Here is a 17,364-nt window from a genome sequence, read left to right as displayed (position 1 = left end):
TCGCGTACCGTCCGAATCTCAGCGCCAGTCGTATCGCTCGACGGCGCGGTCGGAGCGGGAGGAGAGTCCGGCGGGATTCCGCGACTCGCTCCGGTCGGCGAATCGCGCTCGCAACCCGTCTACGGCGCCGAGCACGATGCTCCCGACGACCTGCTTGCCACCCCCGAACCACAGCGACGGTTCGGCGTCGCCGGCGACCACCTCGCGGGCGACCGACCGGGCGTCCGCGAGCGCGTCCTGGAACGTCCGTCGGAACACCGTCAGCCGCGGGCCGTAGTTCTTCACCATCCGGTAGGCGAGCGCGCGGTACTTCGTCCCCCAGTCGCGCTCGACGCCCTCGCCGTCGTCGCCCGACTCGACGCAGACCGACGACGACCAGGTGACCGCGCGGCCCTGGCCGGCGAGTCGGTGCGCGCAGTCGCGCGCACCGCCGGTGTGGAGGTTCTCGTCGAAGCCGTCGACCGATTCCAGCGTCTCGCGCTCGAACGCGACGTTCTCGCCGGCGAAGTAGGTCACGTCGCGGCCGGCGATGGTCCGCGTCTCGACCGACTCGGTGGTCATCCCCGCCCGGACGGCCCGGTGGACGGGACCGGTCACTACCGTCGCGCCGTCGTCCATCGCCGCGGCGACGCCGTCGCGCCACGTCTCCTCGACGGTCACGTCCTGGCCGACCAGCGCGACGACGTCGCCCGTCGACTCGGCGATACCGGCGTTGCGCGCCACGTTGAGGTTCCGGTCCGACACCTCGACCAGCGCGCTCACGTCGTCGCGTTCCTGCAGCATCCCCGTGGTGCCGTCGGCCGACGGGCCGTTGACCACGACGACTTCGGCGTTCGGGACGCGCTCGGCGAGCGCGTCGAGGCACGCGCGGAGACGGTCCCGGCCGTTGAGCGTGGGGACCACCACGGAGAGATCCATACCGCCCTCTCATATTCCCGACCCGTAAAAGCGCTCCGGGACCGTACTACTGCTTCGGGGTCACTCGACCGCCGTGTTCCAGTAGGAAACCGAGGCGAGACTGTCGCCGACCGGGGTCTCGCCGAGGGTCGTGTCGATGTCGCGGAAGCGACTCGCCACGCTGTCCGGCATCTTCCGGTAGAAGCCGTACGGCAGCACCCAGTCGTGTTCGGCACCGACGAGCGTGAGTCCCGTCTCGTCGAGCAGTTTCTCCACGTCGTCGGGCGAGTAGAGCCGGGACCCCATCGGCAGCAGCCAGTTGTAGAGGCTCCGGGTGCTCGGCCCGGCGAACGTGTCGAAGAAGACCTGTTCCTTGGCGACCCGACGCATCTCGCTCAGGAACGTCGCGGGGGTGTCCGCGAGGTGGAAGAATCGCATGGCCAGGACGACGTCGAAGTGGTCGTCCGGAAACGGCAGTCGACCGGCGTCGCCACGCATGAACTCCAGGTGGTCGGCGACGCCCGCGTTGCGCGCCTTCCGCCGCCCCTGCTGGAGCATCGGCCCGGAGATGTCGAGGCCGACGATGTTCGCTCCCCGTTCCGCGAGCATGACCGTGAATCGGCCGGTGCCGCAGGCGATCTCGAGAACGTTCTTCTCGTCGACGGGCCCCAGCGCGTCGAGCACCGCTTGCTTCTCGCGCCGGTCGATGAGTCGTCCCCCGCGAGAGAATCGCTTCTCTTCGTACTCCTCGGCGACCTCCGTGGCCTGATACCACTCCTGCCCCTTCACGCTTCTCTCACACGGGAATACTCCGCCGGGGGGATAAAATGGTACTGAATGCGTCTCGCCGGGGGAGTGTAGCCGGAGCCCCGGGGCGGTCGCGGCGACACGCGACCGCCGATAAATCATATATCGCGATACAGAATCGCCCGTCGGTCGCGACGAGCGACCGACCCGACGTCCGGGCGGGACGGCGACGAGGTGCTCGTCTGGGAGCCCGACCCCGAGTAGTTCGGGGCCCGCTCGCGGCCGGCACGGCTTTCTCGTCCGGCGGTCAGTGTTCACACATGGGTGAGTTCTCCGTCCGAACGTCCGCGTTCACGCACGGCGAGGCGATACAGACGAAGTTCACCTGCGAGGGCGACGACGTCTCACCGTCGCTCACCGTCGGGGACGTTCCCGACGACGCCGAGTCGCTGGCGGTGGTCGTCGACGACCCGGACGCGCCGACCGCCACGTTCACGCACTGGTTGCTCTGGAACCTCCCGCCGGACACCGTCGAAATCCACGAGGACGTCCCCCAGACGGAGACGGTGGGGACGCTCGACGGGGCGGTACAGGGTACGAACGACTTCGGCGAGCTCGGCTACCGCGGCCCCTGCCCGCCGGAGGGCGACGGTGCCCACGAGTACCGGTTCACGGCCGTCGCGCTCGACGAGACCCTCGACCTCGACCCGGGCGCGAAGCGCCGGGACCTCGACGACGCGATGGGGGGTGCGGAGATAGCCAGCGCCCGGTTCACCGGTACGTTCGAGCGCTGACGCCCGGACGCCGCTTCGGACCGCCGGTCGCGGCGACCACCCTCCGCAATCGATTTACCCGGTCCGCGCCAATCCGGGCGCATGACGCTGGCGGACAGGGAGTGGCGGCTTATTCGCGAGGAGTCGTGGGACGGGCCGCTGAACATGGCGCTCGACGAGATAGCGGCCGAGACGGCGGCCGACGGCGGCCCGCGCACGCTCCGCGTGTACCGCTGGGAACCGAGCACGCTCTCGCTTGGCTACCGGCAGGACCCCGAGTCGGTGGACTGGGAGTTCTGCGAGCGCGAGGGCATCACCGTCACGCGCCGACCGACCGGCGGCGGCGGCATCTACCACGACCACTTCGGCGACATCTCCTACACCATCGTCGCGCCGGCAGAGGAGCTTCCGGGCGACCTGATGGACACCTACGAACTGCTCTGTGACCCCGTCTTCGACGCGTTCGAGCGGATGGGCGTCGACGCCCGGTTCACCGAGGAGGAACTGCCGGCCCTCCACCAGCCGGCGTGTTACCTGCGGAAGCTCCACCCCGCCCACGACGTGGTCGCCGGCGGGAAGAAGATCAGCGGCAACGCCCAGTACCGTCGGAAGGACGCCGTCATCCAGCACGGCTCGCTGAAGTTCGCGCTCGACGCCGACCGCCACCTCGGCGTCTTCGCCGACCCCCCGACCGCGCCCGAGGAGTTCCGCGAGCGCGTCACCACGATTCGGGAGGAGTCCGGCGTCGACCGCGAGGAGGCCGTCGATGCCGTCGAGAGCGCCCTGCTCGACTGGGCCGACGCCGACGAGGGGGCCTGGACCGACGGCGAACTGGAGCGGGCCCGCGAACACGCCGACGCGAAGTTCGAGAGCGAGACCTGGAACCGACGCCGCGAGGACCCCACCGCCTGAAGCCATGCACGGCGACTCGGTCGACCTCGTCAGGATTCGCGCCGCCGCGTTCATCCCGGACGCGTGGATATCGCGGTCGCAGTCGGACGACGGCGGACCGACGGTCGAGTACCGGGGCGACGACCGGGAGTTCACCCCGCACGCGGTCGACGCCGGCCGCTCGCGGGTCGAACAGGCGGCGGTCGTCGACTTCGAACGCGAGGACCTGCTCGCGACCGCCGACACCGGTCGGTCGGTGGAGCGCGTCACGCGACCCGACGGGAGCGAGGAGACGCGGACGGGGAGGGCCGACGCCGACGGCGTCTTCTGCACCGACCCCGCGTGGCGCGAGGACGGCGTCGCCTTCGAGATGCACGCCAGCGCGAGCAACCCGCTGGTCGCCCATCCCGACCCCGTCGACTACGCGGTCTCGGTGACGGTCGGTCGCGACGGAACGGTCGAGGTGACGGGCCGCCACGACGGCTTCCCCTGCTTCGAGTGGTACGCGCAGGTCGACTTCGGCGAGTTCCGGACGGTGTACCGCCACGACCACCGCGAGGCCGGTGAGACGAACGCGGCCCTCGCGGGACCGATGGACTACGAGTTCGAGCGCACGCTCCGCCCGGAGTGAGCGCCGGCGCGTTCGACGCCGCCGGCGCTGGCGTCGCGTCTCGTCCTCGGCTTCGAGCGTCGGGTCGAGCGAGCGGTCGCCGACCGCCGACCCGGCGAACCGACCGCGGCTCTCGTGTAATCCCGATTATCGGATAGCTCGACCGCCGACCGCGTGCGGTTCGAAGTACCTTTGAGTGCCGAATTAGTAGACGGCTCACATGAGAGTTGGAGCACACGTTTCCATCGCGGGCGGCGTCGACAACGCCGTCGAACGGCAGCGCGAGGTCGGCGGCAACTGCGGCCAGATATTCACGCACTCCCCGCAGGTGTGGCAGGACCCCGGTATCGGCGACGAGGAGGCGGCGGCGTTCCGCGACGGCACCGCCGCGAAGCTCGACGGTCCGTGGGTCATCCACTCGTCGTACCTCGTCAACCTCTGTACGCCCAAAGACGACCTCCGCGAGAAGTCCATCGACAGCATGCAGAAGGAGGTCGACGCCGCGGACCAGCTCGGCATCGAGTACGTCAACGTCCACCTCGGAGCGCACACCGGTGCGGGCGTCGACGGCGGCCTGGACAACGCCGCGAGCGCGCTCGACGAACTCGACGTCCCCGAGGGCGTGACCGTCCTCGTCGAGAGCGACGCCGGCAGCGGGACGAAACTCGGCGGCGACTTCGAACACCTCGCGGAAGTGCTCGACCGCTCGGACCAGGACCTCGACGTCTGTCTCGACACCGCCCACGCGTTCGCCGCCGGCTACGACCTCTCCAGCGAGGAGGCGGTGGCGGAGACCGTCGCCGAGTTCGACGACGTCGTCGGGCTGGAACATCTGAAGTGTGTCCACCTCAACGACTCCAAACACGAGTGCGGCACGAACAAGGACGAACACGCTCACGTCGGCGAGGGTCTCATCGGCGAGGAGGGGATGCGGGCGTTCCTCAACCATCCCGACCTCGAAGACGTTCCGCTCGTGCTCGAGACGCCCAACGAAGACGGCAAGGGCTTCGCGTGGAACATCGAGCGCGTGAAGGAACTGCGCGACGGCGACGCGGACGACTGCTGAGCGACCGCCGTCAGCGTCCGAGAGGAACCGCGTCCCCGTCGACGGCCTCCCCCACGCCGTCGGCGGTGACGAACCGCCCCGTTTTTGCCGCGCCTCCCCGAAGGGCGACCGAGGCATCAATCGTGCGACGGTTCTCCGCCGACTACCTGCGCCGCACCCGCGAGGGGCTCTGGGAGTCCCGCGAGGCGCTCGCGGACCTGGACCTCCCCGACCGCGAGCGAGTGCTCGACGTGGGGTGCGGCACGGGCGAGTTGACGCGCGTCCTCGCGGAGGAGATGGCAGCGAACGGGGACGGTACGCGTGAAGTGGTCGGCGTCGACGCGGACCCGGACCTGCTCGCCGTGGCGCGAGAGCACCGCGGCCCCCACCAGTCGTTCCTCGCGGGCGACGCCCACCGCCTGCCGTTCCCGGACGACAGCTTCGACCTCGTGGTCTGTCAGGCCCTGCTCGTCAACCTGCCCGACCCCGAGCGCGCCGTCCGGGAGTTCGCCCGCGTCGCGAGCGACGGCGTGGCCGCGGTCGAACCGGACAACGCCGCGGTGTCGGTCGACTCGACCGTCGAACGCGAGGGCGACCTCGCCCGGCGCGCCCGCGCCGCGTTCGTCGCGGGTGCCGACACGGACGTCGCGCTCGGTGGCGAGGGCACCCGCGAGGCGTTCCGCGACGCCGGCCTCCGCGACGTGACGACGCGCGAGCACTACCACGAGAAGACCGTCGAACCGCCGTACGAGGAACGCGACCTGGCGGCCGCGAAGCGGAAAGCCAGCGGTGCGGCCCTCGCCGAGCGCCGCGAGACGCTCGTCGGCCCGCTCGACGCCGAGGAGTACGAGGACCTGCGAACGGCGTGGCGCGAGATGGGTCGCGACGTGGTCGAGCAGATGGGCGACCGCACCTACCGGCGCGCCGAGGTGGTTCCCTTCTACGTGACAGTCGGGCGAGTCGACGGAGAACCGTCCGGCTGACGGCGAGCGGGAGACGTTCCGGGGGGAAGACCCTTCCCGGAGAACGCCGTATTCGTTCCGGAGATGGCGTCGAACGGGGGGACGGAACCTGTAGCGATGGTCGGACGGACCGACGCGGACGAGTGGCGCGATCGCTTCGCGGCCGGGGTGGTCGTCGCGGGCGTCGGGTTGCTCGTCGTTGGTCTGCCGGCCCTGCTCGGGGTGGTCACGCTCTGGCTCGCCGTCGCGCTCGTGGTGGTCGCGGTCGTGCTCGCCCAGCACGCCGTGGCGGTGACCGACCGCGACGCGACGCTCCGGGACCTCCTGCTCGCGACGGTCTACGCCGCCGCCGGACTCGGCCTGCTGGTCGTCCCCGTCGGGTCGACGACCGTCCCGCTGCTACTGTCGGCCGTACTCGTCGCGTTCGGCGTCCACCGCCTCGTCACCGCCGCGCGGGCGTCCGACCGCGGTGACCGCCGGTACCTGGCGGCGACGGGTGCGATACAGCTGTTCGTCGCGGGGTTGCTGGCGGCGCAGTGGCCGGGCGGTACGCGGATTCTCTGGTCCTTCTTCGGTCTCGGTCTCGTCGTCGGCGGGTCGTCGCTGGCGCTCGCCGCGGTCCGGGACCGGGACGGTCGCTGGCGCTCGTTGTCGGGGGAGTAGCCGAGCACGCGGCGAACGGACGGCCGGACGAGCACGACGGCGGCGGACGGGTCCATCGCGGGGATGCGTAACGTTCGGATATTCCGACCAGTCGGGACGTTTCCATTCGCGGACGAACAGTGTCACACTGGGTGGACGCTGGCAGTCGCCCGGCGGTAGAGGGGTCGGACGACGCCGGTCACTCACGTCCGGGAAACTACCAGCTTCGAGTCACGACGAGGGTTTAACAGCCTCATAATAAAATCAATCCGTTGCTTCCGTGGTCGCATGTCGAGTCCTCTCGACGGAACGAGACGCAAATTCCTGACACTGACCGCCGCCGCCCTCGGCACCGGAAGCCTCTCCGGAAACGCTCTCGCCGCCCCCGGCGAATCCGGTCCGGCCGACCCCGTCCGACGGTCGGCCGACGCCGCCGACGCGTCCCCCACTCCGGCCGCCCCCGCGGACTGGGCGAGCTACCAGTACGACGCCGGCAACACCGGGGCGACTGCCGCCCCCGGGCCGGGCGACGACGCGTGGGTCGACTGGAGCGAGCAGGTGAGCGACCGCCGCCTGTTCGCACCCGCGGTCGCCGACGGCATCGCCTACGTCGCCGACGTCGACGAGACGCTGACGGCGTTCGACCTCGACGACCGCGAGACGCGCTGGACCGTCGACCTCGACGGCGTCGAGTACGCGCCCGCGGTCGCCGACGGCGTCGTCTACGCCTGCGGTTCGACCCTGCGAGCGCTCGACGCCGCCACCGGCGAGGAGCGCTGGCGGGCCGAACTGGACGCCGTCGATTCGTCGTCGCCGACGGTCGCCGACGGTACGGTCTACGTTACGACGAGCGACGCGAACGGACAGGCCGTCTGCCGAGCGTTCGACGCCACCACCGGCGAGGAGTCCTGGCGGCTCCGTCTCCCGAGCGGCAAGGACGCTCCCGCCCCGAACAGCGAGAACGTCCCGCCGGCCGTCGCCGACGGCGTCGCGTACTTCGTCGACCAGGAGACGGTGTACGCCGTCGACGCCGGGACCGGCGACCCCGCGTGGCAGGTCAGCCTCGACGGCATCGTCGACCACGCGCCGACCGTCGCCGACGGGACGGTGTACGTCTGCGACGGGCGGGTGTCCGCGCTCGACGCCGACGACGGCTCGGTCGAGTGGACGGCGGAACCCGCACCGCCCGAGGAGGTTCGGCTCTCCCAGTCGCCGGCCGTCGCCGGGGGGACCGTCGTCGTCGCCGACGGCCGCGAGAGCCGTGCCTGGGCGCTCGACGCCGACGACGGCGCGGTCCGCTGGGAGTACGCGGCCGGCCAGTCGCTGAGTTCACCCGCGGTCGCCGACGACACCGTCTACTTCGCGGGTGACGAGCGCGCCGTCGCGGTCGACCTCACCGGCGAGGAACGCTGGTCGGTGCCGACCCGCGACCTCGGGAACGCCTGGCTCGCGCCCGCGGTCGCCGACGGCACCGTCTACCTCGGGGATAGCGAGGGGTTCCTGTACGCACTCGCCGAGTCCGACGACCTGCGGTGGCGCTCCGACTCCGTCGGGGCGCTCGCCACCGGGAACGGTCGCGTCTACGTCGGTGGCGACGACCTCACCGCGCTCGCGGGCGGCAGCGGCGGCGCTCACTGGACGGCCCGGACGGGCGACCTCGCGGCACCGCCGGTGGCCGCCGCCGGGAACGTCTACGTCGCCACAGGCGTCGAACTCATCGCGTTCGCCGCCGACGGTCGCGCGCAGTGGCAGACCCAGCTCCAGTCGCAAGCGGTCGCCGGCCCCGTCGTCGCCGACGGCACGCTCTACATCGCGACGGGCGAGGAGCACGTCGTCGTCCGGGCGTTCGACGCCGACGCCGGAACCCACCAGTGGACCTACGCCGGCGACTGCGAAACCATCAGTTCGGTCGCGGACATCGCGGTCGGCAACGGCCAGGTCTACGCAATCTGTGACGGACAGGTCGTCGCGCTCGACGCCGACGCCGGCGAGGAACGCTGGACGGCGGGCGACGGCGTCCGGGCGCTCGCCGTCGGTAGCTCCGTCTACGCTGGCACCGAGGCGAACGAAGTCGTCGCTCACGCACCCGACGGTTCCGAGCGCTGGCGGACGTCACTCGACCGCGGTGAGGCCGTCGAACACCTCGCGGCGAGCGCCGTTTCCGGCAGGCACACCGCCGGGAAGGGTACCCGCGGTGGTTCCAACGCCGAAAAGCGTCCGGGCGACGTGTACGCGGTGACGACCGACGATGTCGACGACGGGAGCAGCCGGGAGTGGCTGGTCGCGCTCGACCGCGACGGCGTCCGGTGGTCGTTCCACCCCGCGTTCACGCCCTTCGGTGCGCTGACCGCGCCCGTCGTCGGGAACGGGACGGTCGTCGTCGGTGCGTCCGACCACAGGGTGTACGCCCTGGACACCCGCGACGGGAGCGAGCGCCGGCGGTTCGAGACTGGTGGACCGGTCGAGCACGTCACCGTCGGCAATAGAATCTACGCCGCGAGCGACGCGGCGTACGCGTTCCGGTGGCTGACGGCCGAGTAGGAGCGCAAGCCAGGGCACGAACCGCGGTTCGGTCCGAGACCCACCGCTTCCCGGTTGCCGCCCCGTTCTGCTACGTCCAGCCGACGGAGCTGGGTCGCCAACCCGACTCGGTACTGGCCGGTTTCGCCGGCGAAACGTGGTGAGGACGTCGATCCTGACGTGATGGCCACAACGCCCTTACGTAACTTCGACAAACCGTCCGCTATGTCGGTCGTGTCTCACGTTCCTCTCGTCCAGGCCGAGGGACCGATCCCCACATCGGTGTCGGAACTGCTGAACCAGTACGGCGGCATCGTCGGCCAGGTGATAGCTTTCGTCCTCGGGTTCGTCGTCGTCTACCTGCTCGGACGGGCGATTCTCGTCCCGTTCGTCCGCCGCGTGCTCGACCGGCGGGGCTTCGATCCGACGGTCGCCAGCCTCGGCGAGAACGTCGCGGGCGTCGTCGTCGCCCTGCTCGCCATCGCCGTCGCGTTCACCGTCGCCGGATTCGGGAGCGTCATCGCCGCGTTCTCCGTGTTCGCCGGCGCCGTCGCGCTGGCGGTCGGATTCGCCATGCAGGACCTGCTCGCCAACTTCGTCGCCGGCGTGTTCATCCTCAAGGACCGGCCGTTCGAGATCGGCGACTGGATCGAGTGGCCCGACGGCGAGGGTCGAGTCGAGGAGATCGACCTCCGGGTGACCCGCGTCAGAACCTTCGACAACGAACAGATCACCGTCCCGAACGGCGACCTCGCGAACAACGCAGTCACGAATCCGGTCGCGTACGACAAACTCCGGAACAAGTTCGTCTTCGGCATCGGCTACGAGGACGACATCGACCACGCCAAAGAGATAATCCTCGACGAGGCCTCGAAGGTCGAGGGCATTCTGGACGACCCCGGAACCAGCGTTCGGGTGACCGAACTCGCCGACTCCTACGTCGGCCTCCAGACGCGGTTCTGGATCGAGAACCCGAACCGGAGTGACTTCGTCGGCATCACGTCCGAACTCGTCCAGTCGGTCAAGGAGCGCTGCGACGCCGAAGGCATCGATATGCCGTACCCCTACCGCCAGCTCACGGGCGGCGTCGACATCGAAGGCGACTTCGAAACCCACCAACCGGAAGCGTCTGCCGACGACTGACGACCCGTCGACAGCGGTCGCTACTTGGCCCCCTTTCGACATCCAGCGCGTTTATCCGCTCCGAAGCCTAACCGGACGACCAGAGACCATGGAGCGAAGCGCGGCCATCGAGCGCGTCGAGGACATCGTCGAGACCGTCGAGAACGACACGATGCCGGTTCCGGTCCGCGAACTCTGGGTGTACGGCGACGTGGCGCTCGGTCTCGACCCCGTCGACCGCCTCGACGTGTACGTCACGAAGGACATCCTGCTCCGCGGTGACGCCGACCGCGAGGAGGAGTTCCGCAAGTCTCACGGCGTGAAAGGCGTCGGCAAGACGGTCCGCGCCGAGTGGGCCGACGAACATCCCGATCTGCTCCGGGCGAACGACAGTGGACACGCCGCGCCGGAGAAGTGTCTCGCCGCTCACCTCCTCTCGGAGGACGAACCGGTCCACCTCGAGGTTTGCAACTCCAGCTTCGAGGACAACGTCACCCAGCGATTGAAGGGAGCGATAGCGCGGGACGCCTACGAGCAGATTCTCGACCCGCGTGGCGTCTGCCTCTGGGTCGAGGGCCAGCGCAGCGAGGAGGCCATGCGGAAGCTCCGCGAGAGCGAACTCCCCTTCCCGACGCTGCCCGACGCGCTGGAGATGCTCGGAATGGACGAGGACCGGACCGACGAAGCGGCCGACGCAGTCGAATCCTACCGCAAGCGCCAGGAGGGGACGACGGTGCGGGGCGACGTCGTGTAGTCCGGGCCTCCGCGGGAAACGAACAGGCGGTGCGTTCCGGTTCCGCGCGAGGGTGCGCCACACGACCGCTCCGACCACTCGCGCGGCGGTTCTCAGGTCACGCCGGCTCTGGTCGCGGCCTCCTATTTAAAATCTCGTCCGCTCGTAGTGACGTTTGTCTCGCTCCTCGATTCTGGCAGAGGAACGAATCTCCGGGACGTGCGACCGCCGACACGACGCTCTGCCTGTAATGTGCTCGCGAACTGCGCTGTACGCCGAAACGCCGATTCCGTCGAAGAGGAACGGGAACCGACGGATCGGCGTCCGACCGGACGACCGTTCGCGCCGATCTGTCGATTTGCTATAGCGCTCTATCGTTTACACCGACCCGAAACGGTGAAACGCCCGGCGACGCAACCGAGAAACGATGGACTGCGACAAGTGCGGTCGGGAGGCGGTCATGCACGCGGCCTACTCGGGGCTGCATCTCTGCGAGGAGCATTTCTGTCGGTCCGTCGACAAGCGCGTCCGGCGGCGCGTCCGGGAGGACGACCTCCTGTCCTCGTCTGCGACGCCCGAGAACCCCGAGACGTGGCTGGTCGGCCTCTCCGGCGGCAAGGACAGCGTCGTGCTCACGAAGATTCTCCACGAGACGTTCCGGGAGGACCCCCGGGTCGAGATCCTGGCGCTGACGATCCACGAGGGTATCGAGGGCTACCGCGACGAGAGCCTGGAGGCCTGCGAGGAACTCGCGGCCGACCTCGACCTCCGTCACGAGGTGGTCACCTACGAGGAGGAGTTCGACCTCCGGATGGACGACGTCGTCGACAAGGACCCCGAGAACATGGCCGCCTGCGCGTACTGCGGCGTGTTCCGCCGCGACCTGCTGTCGAAGTACGCCGAAGAACTGGACGCGGACAAGCTCCTCACCGGGCACAATCTCGACGACGAGGCCGAGACGGCGCTGATGAACTTCCTGGAGGGCGACGTTGCCCAGGTCGCCAAGCATTTCGACGCGAGCCTGGCTCCCTTCGACGAACGCAGCGACCAGGACGACTTCGTCCCGCGCGCGAAGCCGCTGCGGGACGTTCCGGAGAAGGAAGTCGCCCTCTACGCGCAACTCGAAGACCTCCCGGCGCACATCACCGAGTGTCCCCACTCGAGCGAGGCCTACCGCGCCGAAATCCAGGACCTCATGCTCTCGCTGGAGGAGAACCACCCCGGTACGCGCCACTCGATAATGGCCGGCTACGAGGAACTCGCCGCGCTCGCGGCCGAGGAGTTCGGTGCCGGCGAGGGAGACCGGGAACTCGGGGAGTGCGAGCGCTGTGGCGCGTCGACGACGCGCGAGTTGTGTCGGAAGTGCTCCCTCGTCGAGGCCGTCCACGCCGTTTGAACGGCGGCGGGCGACGGCGTTCACGGACCCGCGTTCGGTCGAACGTAGTCCGTCGTCGCGAAGCGCCGCGAGACGAGAGCTGAAGATGTGGTGGCTGGGAGAGAAGCGTGTCGAAGGCAGCGACGAACGACTATCGGATGACGTCGAGGCCGTTGTTCTGCTCTTCGACCTCGTCGCGGCCGCCGTCGCTCTGCGTGCCGAACGACGAGGCGTTGTCGGCGGGTACGTTCTGGCTGGCGTCGAACGACTGGTCGTCGATGTCGTGCATCTGCTGGCGCGACTTGTCTGCCTGCTTCTGGGTCGACGGACCGAGCACCTGGGCGCTCTGGACGCCGGTCATGATGGCCATCACGCGCACCTTGTTCTTGTAGTTCTCCTGGATGCGTGCGCCCCAGATGACGTTCGCGCTGGCCTCCAGTCGCTCCGTGATGTTGGCCGCGATGCCCTCGGCCTCCTTGAGCGTGAGGTCCGGGCCGCCCGTGATGTGGACGAGACCGCCGGACGCACCGCGGTAGTCCACGTCGAGCAGCGGGTGGTTCATCGCGTCGCGGACGACCTCCTCGGTCTTGTTCTTGTCCTGGGTCTCGCCGACGAGCATCACCGCGACGCCACCCTGGTTCATGATGGACGTCATGTCGGCGTAGTCCAGGTTGATGAGGCTGGGCTGGGTGATGGTCTCGGAGATGCCTTTCACCGTCTCGGCGATGATCTGGTCCATCACCGAGAACGCCTTGCCGATGGGCAGGTTCGGGACGTAGTCGAGTAGCCGGTTGTTGTCGAGCACGATGATGGAGTCGGCCTCGTTGCGAAGCTTCTCCAGGCCCTCTTCGGCCTTCACCGTGCGCGCACGCTCGACGTTGAACGGCGTCGAGACCATCCCGACGACGATAGCGCCCTGCTCTTTGGCGATCTTCGAGACGACCGGCGCAGCGCCGGTGCCCGTGCCGCCGCCCATGCCTGCGGTCACGAAGACGAGGTCGGCGTCACCGAGCACTTCCTTGATGGTCCCCTGGGCCATCTCGGTCGCGCGCTCGCCCATCTCGGGGTCGCCGCCGGCCCCGAGTCCCTGCGTGAGCGACTTGCCGACGAGTATCTTCGTGTCGGCTTCGATCATCTTCAGGTGTTGCTTGTCGGTGTTGATGGCGACCGTGTCGGCCCCGTCGACGCCGATGTTGTACAGGCGGTTGATGGTGTTGTTGCCTGCGCCGCCGCAGCCGACGATGACGATGCGCGGGTCGCCGAAGTCGTCGGCGGCCGTCGCATCCATGTCGCGCTGCTCTGCTTCGGCGTTGTCGAGGGCGTCCTGAACGATATCCTGCATCGTTTACACCTTCGCCCAAGTGCGCTTGCGGTTCGTGGTCTCCGTGCTCGTATCGTCCTGCTCTTTGAGCATGTCTCGCACGGCTGCCCGTATCGCCTCGCTGCGATTCGGGAACTCTCCTGTTTCGACCATCTGTTCGACTTCCTCGATCTGCTGTTTCGGAATGCGAAGTGTCACGCGCTCCATAGCTGTATTCCCCTTGTCGGTAAGACGATGCGCGGCATCGCGCTTCGCTCGTCTTACGCCGCGTTACCGTTCGAGGCAGCCGTTTTTCCTGGCCTGTCTGCACGGCGTAAGACGACCGTCTTACGTAGCATTACCCACATAGCCATTACTTATATAATTAACGGCGAGCGTAAAACGAGATGTTTTACGGCGTGTCGAGAACGTCGGCGGAGGGCGTTCTGCGCCCGCAGCCCGGGCAGAACGCCCAGTCGGACCGCAGCTCGTCGCCGCAGTCACAGAAGATGCGATGGACGGCTTTCTCGCCGCAGTTCGGACAGTAGACGTGGCCGGCGTCGAGCGACTCGCCGCACTGCGTGCAACTCTCGGATTCCTGAGACGTGTCGGCGGTCGTCTGACGGTCTTCTCTCGAGCGCTCGGCACGTTCCTCGTCGGTCGCACCCGAACGGTCCGCCGTTCGCTCGTGCGCGCTGGTCTCGCCCGTGCCTTCGACGGTCACGTTGACGTTGATGTCGCGCGCGCTCTCGGGTTCGCGCGGTGCTCGCCGCGAGAGCCGCTCGTCGAGGAGTTCGTCCACGCGCTCGGCGACGACGGCGTCGATGCTGCCGTCGTCGCGGCCGCCGGCCTCCTCTCGGTTCCCGGCGGCGTCCAGATACTGACGGAGCGCCTCCCGCATCGCCTCGCTCTTGGAAGCGTCGAGCGCCTCGAGACGCTCGACAAGGTCGTCGTCGGCGCGGAAGGTTATCTTGCTCATGTCGGCCACCTGAATTGGTTGGGTGCCGATACAACTGGACGCAGGCTATTTGAATCTTTTCGTCTCTCTTCCTCGGCCCGCCGAATAATAATTCTTAAGTCCGGCAGGGCGCTTAGCTGTAGATACGTGCCCGCCCTTAGCTCAGACTGGTAGAGCAGTCGACTGTAGATCGACTTGTCCCCCGTTCAAATCGGGGAGGGCGGATTCGTTCTACAACTCCGACCTGTACCGCGAACAGGACGCGTTCCTCGGCCGTTTACGCGTCCGTCTCTGTCGTCGCCGACCACTCCGTCTGCTTCGTCGTGAACCGCCACGCCGGCCGAACTCGTCGGCTCGTTGCGGCGAGCAGTCGTTCACGGTTCGCGAGACGCCCCGGTCTCGTTGATGTATGATTAATTAACATTATATCTGTAAACGGCTGCCTCAGCGTCTGTAAACGCTCCCTGGCCAGTGGAACAAACATAACGTAATCGATGGGAGACGATGTAATACGGACGTTCTCACACCCGGAGCCAGAGTGCCAGCAGCGGTCACCACCGAGCGGCGTGGTCCAAGCGGCTTGTCGACGTGCGAGCGTTCAGACCGGGAACCGGTGGGTGTGCTCGGTGCGCACCGCCTCGGGCGGGACCGTCTCGCCGTCCACCTCGACCGGCCGCCCGTTCGACAGTTTCCCGAACGCCGGCCCTTCGGGAATACCCAGACTGCGAGCCTTCTCGGGGTCGAACGCCGTCTCGCGGGCGACGACGGCGTCGGCGGTGCGCTCGACCTCGTCGTACCGCTCCGCGACGAGGTCGGCGAGGGCGTCGACGATGCGGTCGTAGTCAGTGGCGTCCCCGACCGCCGCGCGTCCGGCGGCGCGCGTGCCGCCCTCCTCGGTCTCGTAGGCCAGCGCGTGGCGCGCGACCGCGTCCCGGGCGCGCTCGAGGTCCACGCCGGACGCGTCGGCGAGCAGTTCGGTCGGCAGGGAGACGACCTCGAACTCCGACGCCTCGTCCGCGAGGTCGCCGAACCGGAGGCCGTCGTCGACCGTCGAGACGGCGTCTTCCAGGGTTCGGGCGAGCGCGAGTGGGACGCCCGCGGTCTCCCGGGTCCACGTCTCGCTGACGACGCGGTAGCCGAGGTCCTCGATCACGCGCTCGACGTCGGGGTGGTCGCCCTCGACGAGGGCGTAGTCGGCCCGGCTCTGCTCGAACGCCTGCCGGAGCGTGTCGCGTCGCTTCTCGGGGTCGCCGAGCGCTTCCAGACACCAGTCGGCCGCGACGTGTCCCACGGCCCAGTCCGTCTCGCGGACGATGCGCTCGAACCGCGGGACGTAGTGGCCGCCGCCGAAGCCGACGAGCTGGCGCTCGCGGTGGGCGGCGACCCCGCGCAGGTCGAGGACGGCCCGGGCGACCGCGCGCGCCCCGTCCGGGTCGTCCCACTGCTCGTCGCCGCTGCCGAGTTCGACGAACATCGACGGGACGCCGACCCTGCTCGGGCCGTGGTGCGTACACTCCATGCCGACCTCGTAGGCGTCGGGCGCGTGCTCGTCGAACGCCGCGAGCAGGTGCGCGTGGGCGTTCGGGCAGGTCCGTGCGAGGTCGCCTTCGGTGCCGCCGTACTCGGCGTGCCCGAAGTTGCCCGTGAAGTGCGCCGTCAGGAGCGGGCCGGTGTCGCCGGAGTGGCGCGAGGCGAAGACGAGCAGGTCGGGGTCCGTGAACGCCGCCGCGGCGTCCTCGACGTCGAGGTGGAGCGCGTCGAACTCCCTGAGTTCGAACCCCTCGGTCCGGTAGTAGCGCCCGCCCCCTTCGGCGTCGGGCCGGGTATCGTCTTCCTGCTCGGTCCAGTCCGCGAGATCCAGGAGGTGCTCGCCGATGTGCTCGGAGGCGCGGTCGGCGCGGCTGACGACGACGGCTATCACGGTCCGAACTGGGTCGCCGGTTCGAAAAAGGGCGTCGAATCGGGGGCACCGGTCGACCGCGGTACACATTTCAACGCGGGGCACCAACGTCTGGGTATGCGCGACGCCGAGACGACGCGCGAGCGAATCGCCGCCTTCCTGCGAGACGAAGCCGCCTCGCCCAGCGCGCTCGCCGCCGAGTTCGACATCACCGCCGGTGCGGCGCTCCGGCACGTCCGCCACGTCGCCCGCTCCGTCGACGGCGACGAACAACTGCTGGTCGCGCCGCCGGAGTGTCGCGACTGCGGGTTCGACGCCTTCGACGACCCGGCGAACCGCCCCTCGCGCTGCCCCGAGTGCAAGAGCGAGGCAGTCGACGAACCGGAGTTCAAGGTAGCGCCGGCGTGACGTCCCGTCGACGGAGACGGGGTGGTCACTCGAAGCCGAGCGAGCGGTTCGAGGAGAGGTCGTACTCGACGTTCGACCCCTGCTGGACGAACTCGTACCGGTCGTCCACGAGGTACACCGCGCCGTCCTCGACGGTCACCTCGACCTCGTCGAGCACCGCACCCTCGCAGGGGCCGTGGGTGCAACGGCCGGTGTCGGCCTCGAACAGCGCGCCGTGTTTCCCGCAGACGAGTTCGCCGTTGCGCATCGATGCGCCGTCACCCTTGTCGAGGCGGACGTCCGTCCAGTGCTGGCAGTAGTTCTTCCACGCCCGGACTTCCCCGTCGTCTCGCACGAGGAGGGCCTCCTCCTCGTCGAAACCCTCCCGAACCGTGAAAAGCAGGGTCGTGTCGGTCGGCACCTCGTCGACGGCTGCGATTCGACTGTCCTCGTCCATCGCCGCGGGCTAGCCACGGGAGCGGTTTGAGCCTTTGCAAAGCCG

General features: G+C 68.9%; 18 protein-coding genes and 1 tRNA gene. 12 read left to right on the top strand and 7 right to left on the bottom strand.

Going from position 1 to position 17,364, the window contains the following annotated elements:
* Nucleotides 1–18: 18 nt before the first annotated feature.
* Nucleotides 19–918: a glycosyltransferase family 2 protein gene (locus ACTF4R_RS09685; RefSeq protein ID WP_440007648.1), complete on the bottom strand. Its 900-nt coding sequence runs from the start codon at nucleotides 916–918 to the stop codon at nucleotides 19–21.
* A 60-nt stretch (nucleotides 919–978) separates the two neighbouring features.
* Nucleotides 979–1,686, bottom strand: coding sequence for a class I SAM-dependent methyltransferase (locus ACTF4R_RS09680; RefSeq protein WP_440007647.1), 708 nt, complete (start codon nucleotides 1,684–1,686; stop codon nucleotides 979–981).
* A gap of 278 nt (nucleotides 1,687–1,964) precedes the next feature.
* Here ACTF4R_RS09680 and ACTF4R_RS09675 point away from each other — a divergent pair, with 278 nt between their 5' ends.
* From ACTF4R_RS09675 to ncsA, 10 genes are all read left to right on the top strand, one after another.
* Nucleotides 1,965–2,438: a YbhB/YbcL family Raf kinase inhibitor-like protein gene (locus tag ACTF4R_RS09675; protein WP_440007646.1), complete on the top strand. Its 474-nt coding sequence runs from the start codon at nucleotides 1,965–1,967 to the stop codon at nucleotides 2,436–2,438.
* 81 nt (nucleotides 2,439–2,519) lie between these two features.
* Nucleotides 2,520–3,329: a lipoate--protein ligase family protein gene (locus tag ACTF4R_RS09670; RefSeq protein ID WP_440007645.1), complete on the top strand. Its 810-nt coding sequence runs from the start codon at nucleotides 2,520–2,522 to the stop codon at nucleotides 3,327–3,329.
* Nucleotides 3,330–3,333: 4 nt separating this feature from the next.
* Complete coding sequence (locus ACTF4R_RS09665) at nucleotides 3,334–3,939, top strand: DUF3238 domain-containing protein (RefSeq protein ID WP_440007644.1); 606 nt, start codon at nucleotides 3,334–3,336, stop codon at nucleotides 3,937–3,939.
* A 199-nt stretch (nucleotides 3,940–4,138) separates the two neighbouring features.
* Nucleotides 4,139–4,984, top strand: a complete 846-nt coding sequence (locus tag ACTF4R_RS09660; RefSeq protein WP_440007643.1) for a deoxyribonuclease IV — start codon at nucleotides 4,139–4,141, stop codon at nucleotides 4,982–4,984.
* Nucleotides 4,985–5,106: 122 nt separating this feature from the next.
* On the top strand, nucleotides 5,107–5,946 hold the full coding sequence (locus tag ACTF4R_RS09655; protein WP_440007642.1) for a class I SAM-dependent methyltransferase: 840 nt from the start codon (nucleotides 5,107–5,109) through the stop codon (nucleotides 5,944–5,946).
* Between the two features lie 96 nt (nucleotides 5,947–6,042).
* A complete protein-coding gene (locus ACTF4R_RS09650; protein WP_440007641.1) occupies nucleotides 6,043–6,588 on the top strand; it encodes a hypothetical protein in 546 nt (181 codons plus the stop codon).
* A gap of 267 nt (nucleotides 6,589–6,855) precedes the next feature.
* Nucleotides 6,856–9,108, top strand: coding sequence for an outer membrane protein assembly factor BamB family protein (locus ACTF4R_RS09645; RefSeq protein WP_440007640.1), 2,253 nt, complete (start codon nucleotides 6,856–6,858; stop codon nucleotides 9,106–9,108).
* A 204-nt stretch (nucleotides 9,109–9,312) separates the two neighbouring features.
* Complete coding sequence (locus ACTF4R_RS09640; RefSeq protein WP_440007639.1) at nucleotides 9,313–10,230, top strand: mechanosensitive ion channel family protein; 918 nt, start codon at nucleotides 9,313–9,315, stop codon at nucleotides 10,228–10,230.
* Nucleotides 10,231–10,318: 88 nt separating this feature from the next.
* A complete protein-coding gene (locus ACTF4R_RS09635) occupies nucleotides 10,319–10,963 on the top strand; it encodes a DUF7095 family protein (RefSeq protein ID WP_113277106.1) in 645 nt (214 codons plus the stop codon).
* Nucleotides 10,964–11,369: 406 nt separating this feature from the next.
* A complete protein-coding gene (ncsA, locus tag ACTF4R_RS09630; protein WP_440007638.1) occupies nucleotides 11,370–12,338 on the top strand; it encodes a tRNA 2-thiolation protein NcsA in 969 nt (322 codons plus the stop codon).
* 130 nt (nucleotides 12,339–12,468) lie between these two features.
* Here ncsA and ftsZ read toward each other — a convergent pair whose 3' ends face one another.
* From ftsZ to ACTF4R_RS09615, 3 genes are all read right to left on the bottom strand, one after another.
* Nucleotides 12,469–13,659, bottom strand: a complete 1,191-nt coding sequence (gene ftsZ, locus ACTF4R_RS09625; protein WP_113277108.1) for a cell division protein FtsZ — start codon at nucleotides 13,657–13,659, stop codon at nucleotides 12,469–12,471.
* Between the two features lie 3 nt (nucleotides 13,660–13,662).
* Complete coding sequence (locus ACTF4R_RS09620) at nucleotides 13,663–13,845, bottom strand: ribbon-helix-helix domain-containing protein (protein WP_113277109.1); 183 nt, start codon at nucleotides 13,843–13,845, stop codon at nucleotides 13,663–13,665.
* Nucleotides 13,846–14,029: 184 nt separating this feature from the next.
* Nucleotides 14,030–14,596, bottom strand: coding sequence for a double zinc ribbon domain-containing protein (locus tag ACTF4R_RS09615; RefSeq protein WP_440007637.1), 567 nt, complete (start codon nucleotides 14,594–14,596; stop codon nucleotides 14,030–14,032).
* Between the two features lie 130 nt (nucleotides 14,597–14,726).
* On the opposite strand from ACTF4R_RS09615, the gene ACTF4R_RS09610 reads away from it, so the two are divergent.
* Nucleotides 14,727–14,800: transfer RNA gene (locus ACTF4R_RS09610), tRNA-Tyr, on the top strand.
* 373 nt (nucleotides 14,801–15,173) lie between these two features.
* Here ACTF4R_RS09610 and ACTF4R_RS09605 read toward each other — a convergent pair.
* Nucleotides 15,174–16,496 carry a D-aminoacyl-tRNA deacylase gene (locus tag ACTF4R_RS09605; protein ID WP_440007636.1) on the bottom strand — a complete coding sequence of 441 codons (1,323 nt, stop codon included), beginning with the start codon at nucleotides 16,494–16,496 and terminating at the stop codon, nucleotides 15,174–15,176.
* Between the two features lie 96 nt (nucleotides 16,497–16,592).
* On the opposite strand from ACTF4R_RS09605, the gene ACTF4R_RS09600 reads away from it, so the two are divergent.
* On the top strand, nucleotides 16,593–16,883 hold the full coding sequence (locus ACTF4R_RS09600; RefSeq protein WP_113277192.1) for a transcriptional regulator: 291 nt from the start codon (nucleotides 16,593–16,595) through the stop codon (nucleotides 16,881–16,883).
* Between the two features lie 25 nt (nucleotides 16,884–16,908).
* Here ACTF4R_RS09600 and ACTF4R_RS09595 read toward each other — a convergent pair whose 3' ends face one another.
* Nucleotides 16,909–17,319: a Rieske (2Fe-2S) protein gene (locus tag ACTF4R_RS09595; RefSeq protein WP_440007635.1), complete on the bottom strand. Its 411-nt coding sequence runs from the start codon at nucleotides 17,317–17,319 to the stop codon at nucleotides 16,909–16,911.
* Nucleotides 17,320–17,364: the final 45 nt, after the last annotated feature.

The organism is Halomicrococcus pelagicus (assembly GCF_051917725.1).
Lineage (GTDB): Archaea > Halobacteriota > Halobacteria > Halobacteriales > Haladaptataceae > Halomicrococcus.
The sequence above is the reverse complement of the archived record's forward strand: the minus strand, read 5'-3'. Positions and strand labels throughout refer to the sequence as shown.

Bases quoted from the DNA above. Each gene is read 5' to 3' on its own strand.
- ACTF4R_RS09615 (WP_440007637.1), bottom strand. From the start codon at position 14,596: ATGAGCAAGATAACCTTCCGCGCCGACGACGACCTTGTCGAGCGTCTC.
- ACTF4R_RS09640 (WP_440007639.1), top strand. From the start codon at position 9,313: ATGTCGGTCGTGTCTCACGTTCCTCTCGTCCAGGCCGAGGGACCGATC.
- ACTF4R_RS09635 (WP_113277106.1), top strand. From the start codon at position 10,319: ATGGAGCGAAGCGCGGCCATCGAGCGCGTCGAGGACATCGTCGAGACC.
- ACTF4R_RS09670 (WP_440007645.1), top strand. From the start codon at position 2,520: ATGACGCTGGCGGACAGGGAGTGGCGGCTTATTCGCGAGGAGTCGTGG.
- ncsA (WP_440007638.1), top strand. From the start codon at position 11,370: ATGGACTGCGACAAGTGCGGTCGGGAGGCGGTCATGCACGCGGCCTAC.
- ACTF4R_RS09660 (WP_440007643.1), top strand. From the start codon at position 4,139: ATGAGAGTTGGAGCACACGTTTCCATCGCGGGCGGCGTCGACAACGCC.
- ACTF4R_RS09650 (WP_440007641.1), top strand. From the start codon at position 6,043: ATGGTCGGACGGACCGACGCGGACGAGTGGCGCGATCGCTTCGCGGCC.
- ACTF4R_RS09665 (WP_440007644.1), top strand. From the start codon at position 3,334: ATGCACGGCGACTCGGTCGACCTCGTCAGGATTCGCGCCGCCGCGTTC.
- ACTF4R_RS09675 (WP_440007646.1), top strand. From the start codon at position 1,965: ATGGGTGAGTTCTCCGTCCGAACGTCCGCGTTCACGCACGGCGAGGCG.
- ACTF4R_RS09600 (WP_113277192.1), top strand. From the start codon at position 16,593: ATGCGCGACGCCGAGACGACGCGCGAGCGAATCGCCGCCTTCCTGCGA.
- ACTF4R_RS09645 (WP_440007640.1), top strand. From the start codon at position 6,856: ATGTCGAGTCCTCTCGACGGAACGAGACGCAAATTCCTGACACTGACC.
- ftsZ (WP_113277108.1), bottom strand. From the start codon at position 13,659: ATGCAGGATATCGTTCAGGACGCCCTCGACAACGCCGAAGCAGAGCAG.
- ACTF4R_RS09620 (WP_113277109.1), bottom strand. From the start codon at position 13,845: ATGGAGCGCGTGACACTTCGCATTCCGAAACAGCAGATCGAGGAAGTC.
- ACTF4R_RS09595 (WP_440007635.1), bottom strand. From the start codon at position 17,319: ATGGACGAGGACAGTCGAATCGCAGCCGTCGACGAGGTGCCGACCGAC.
- ACTF4R_RS09685 (WP_440007648.1), bottom strand. From the start codon at position 918: ATGGATCTCTCCGTGGTGGTCCCCACGCTCAACGGCCGGGACCGTCTC.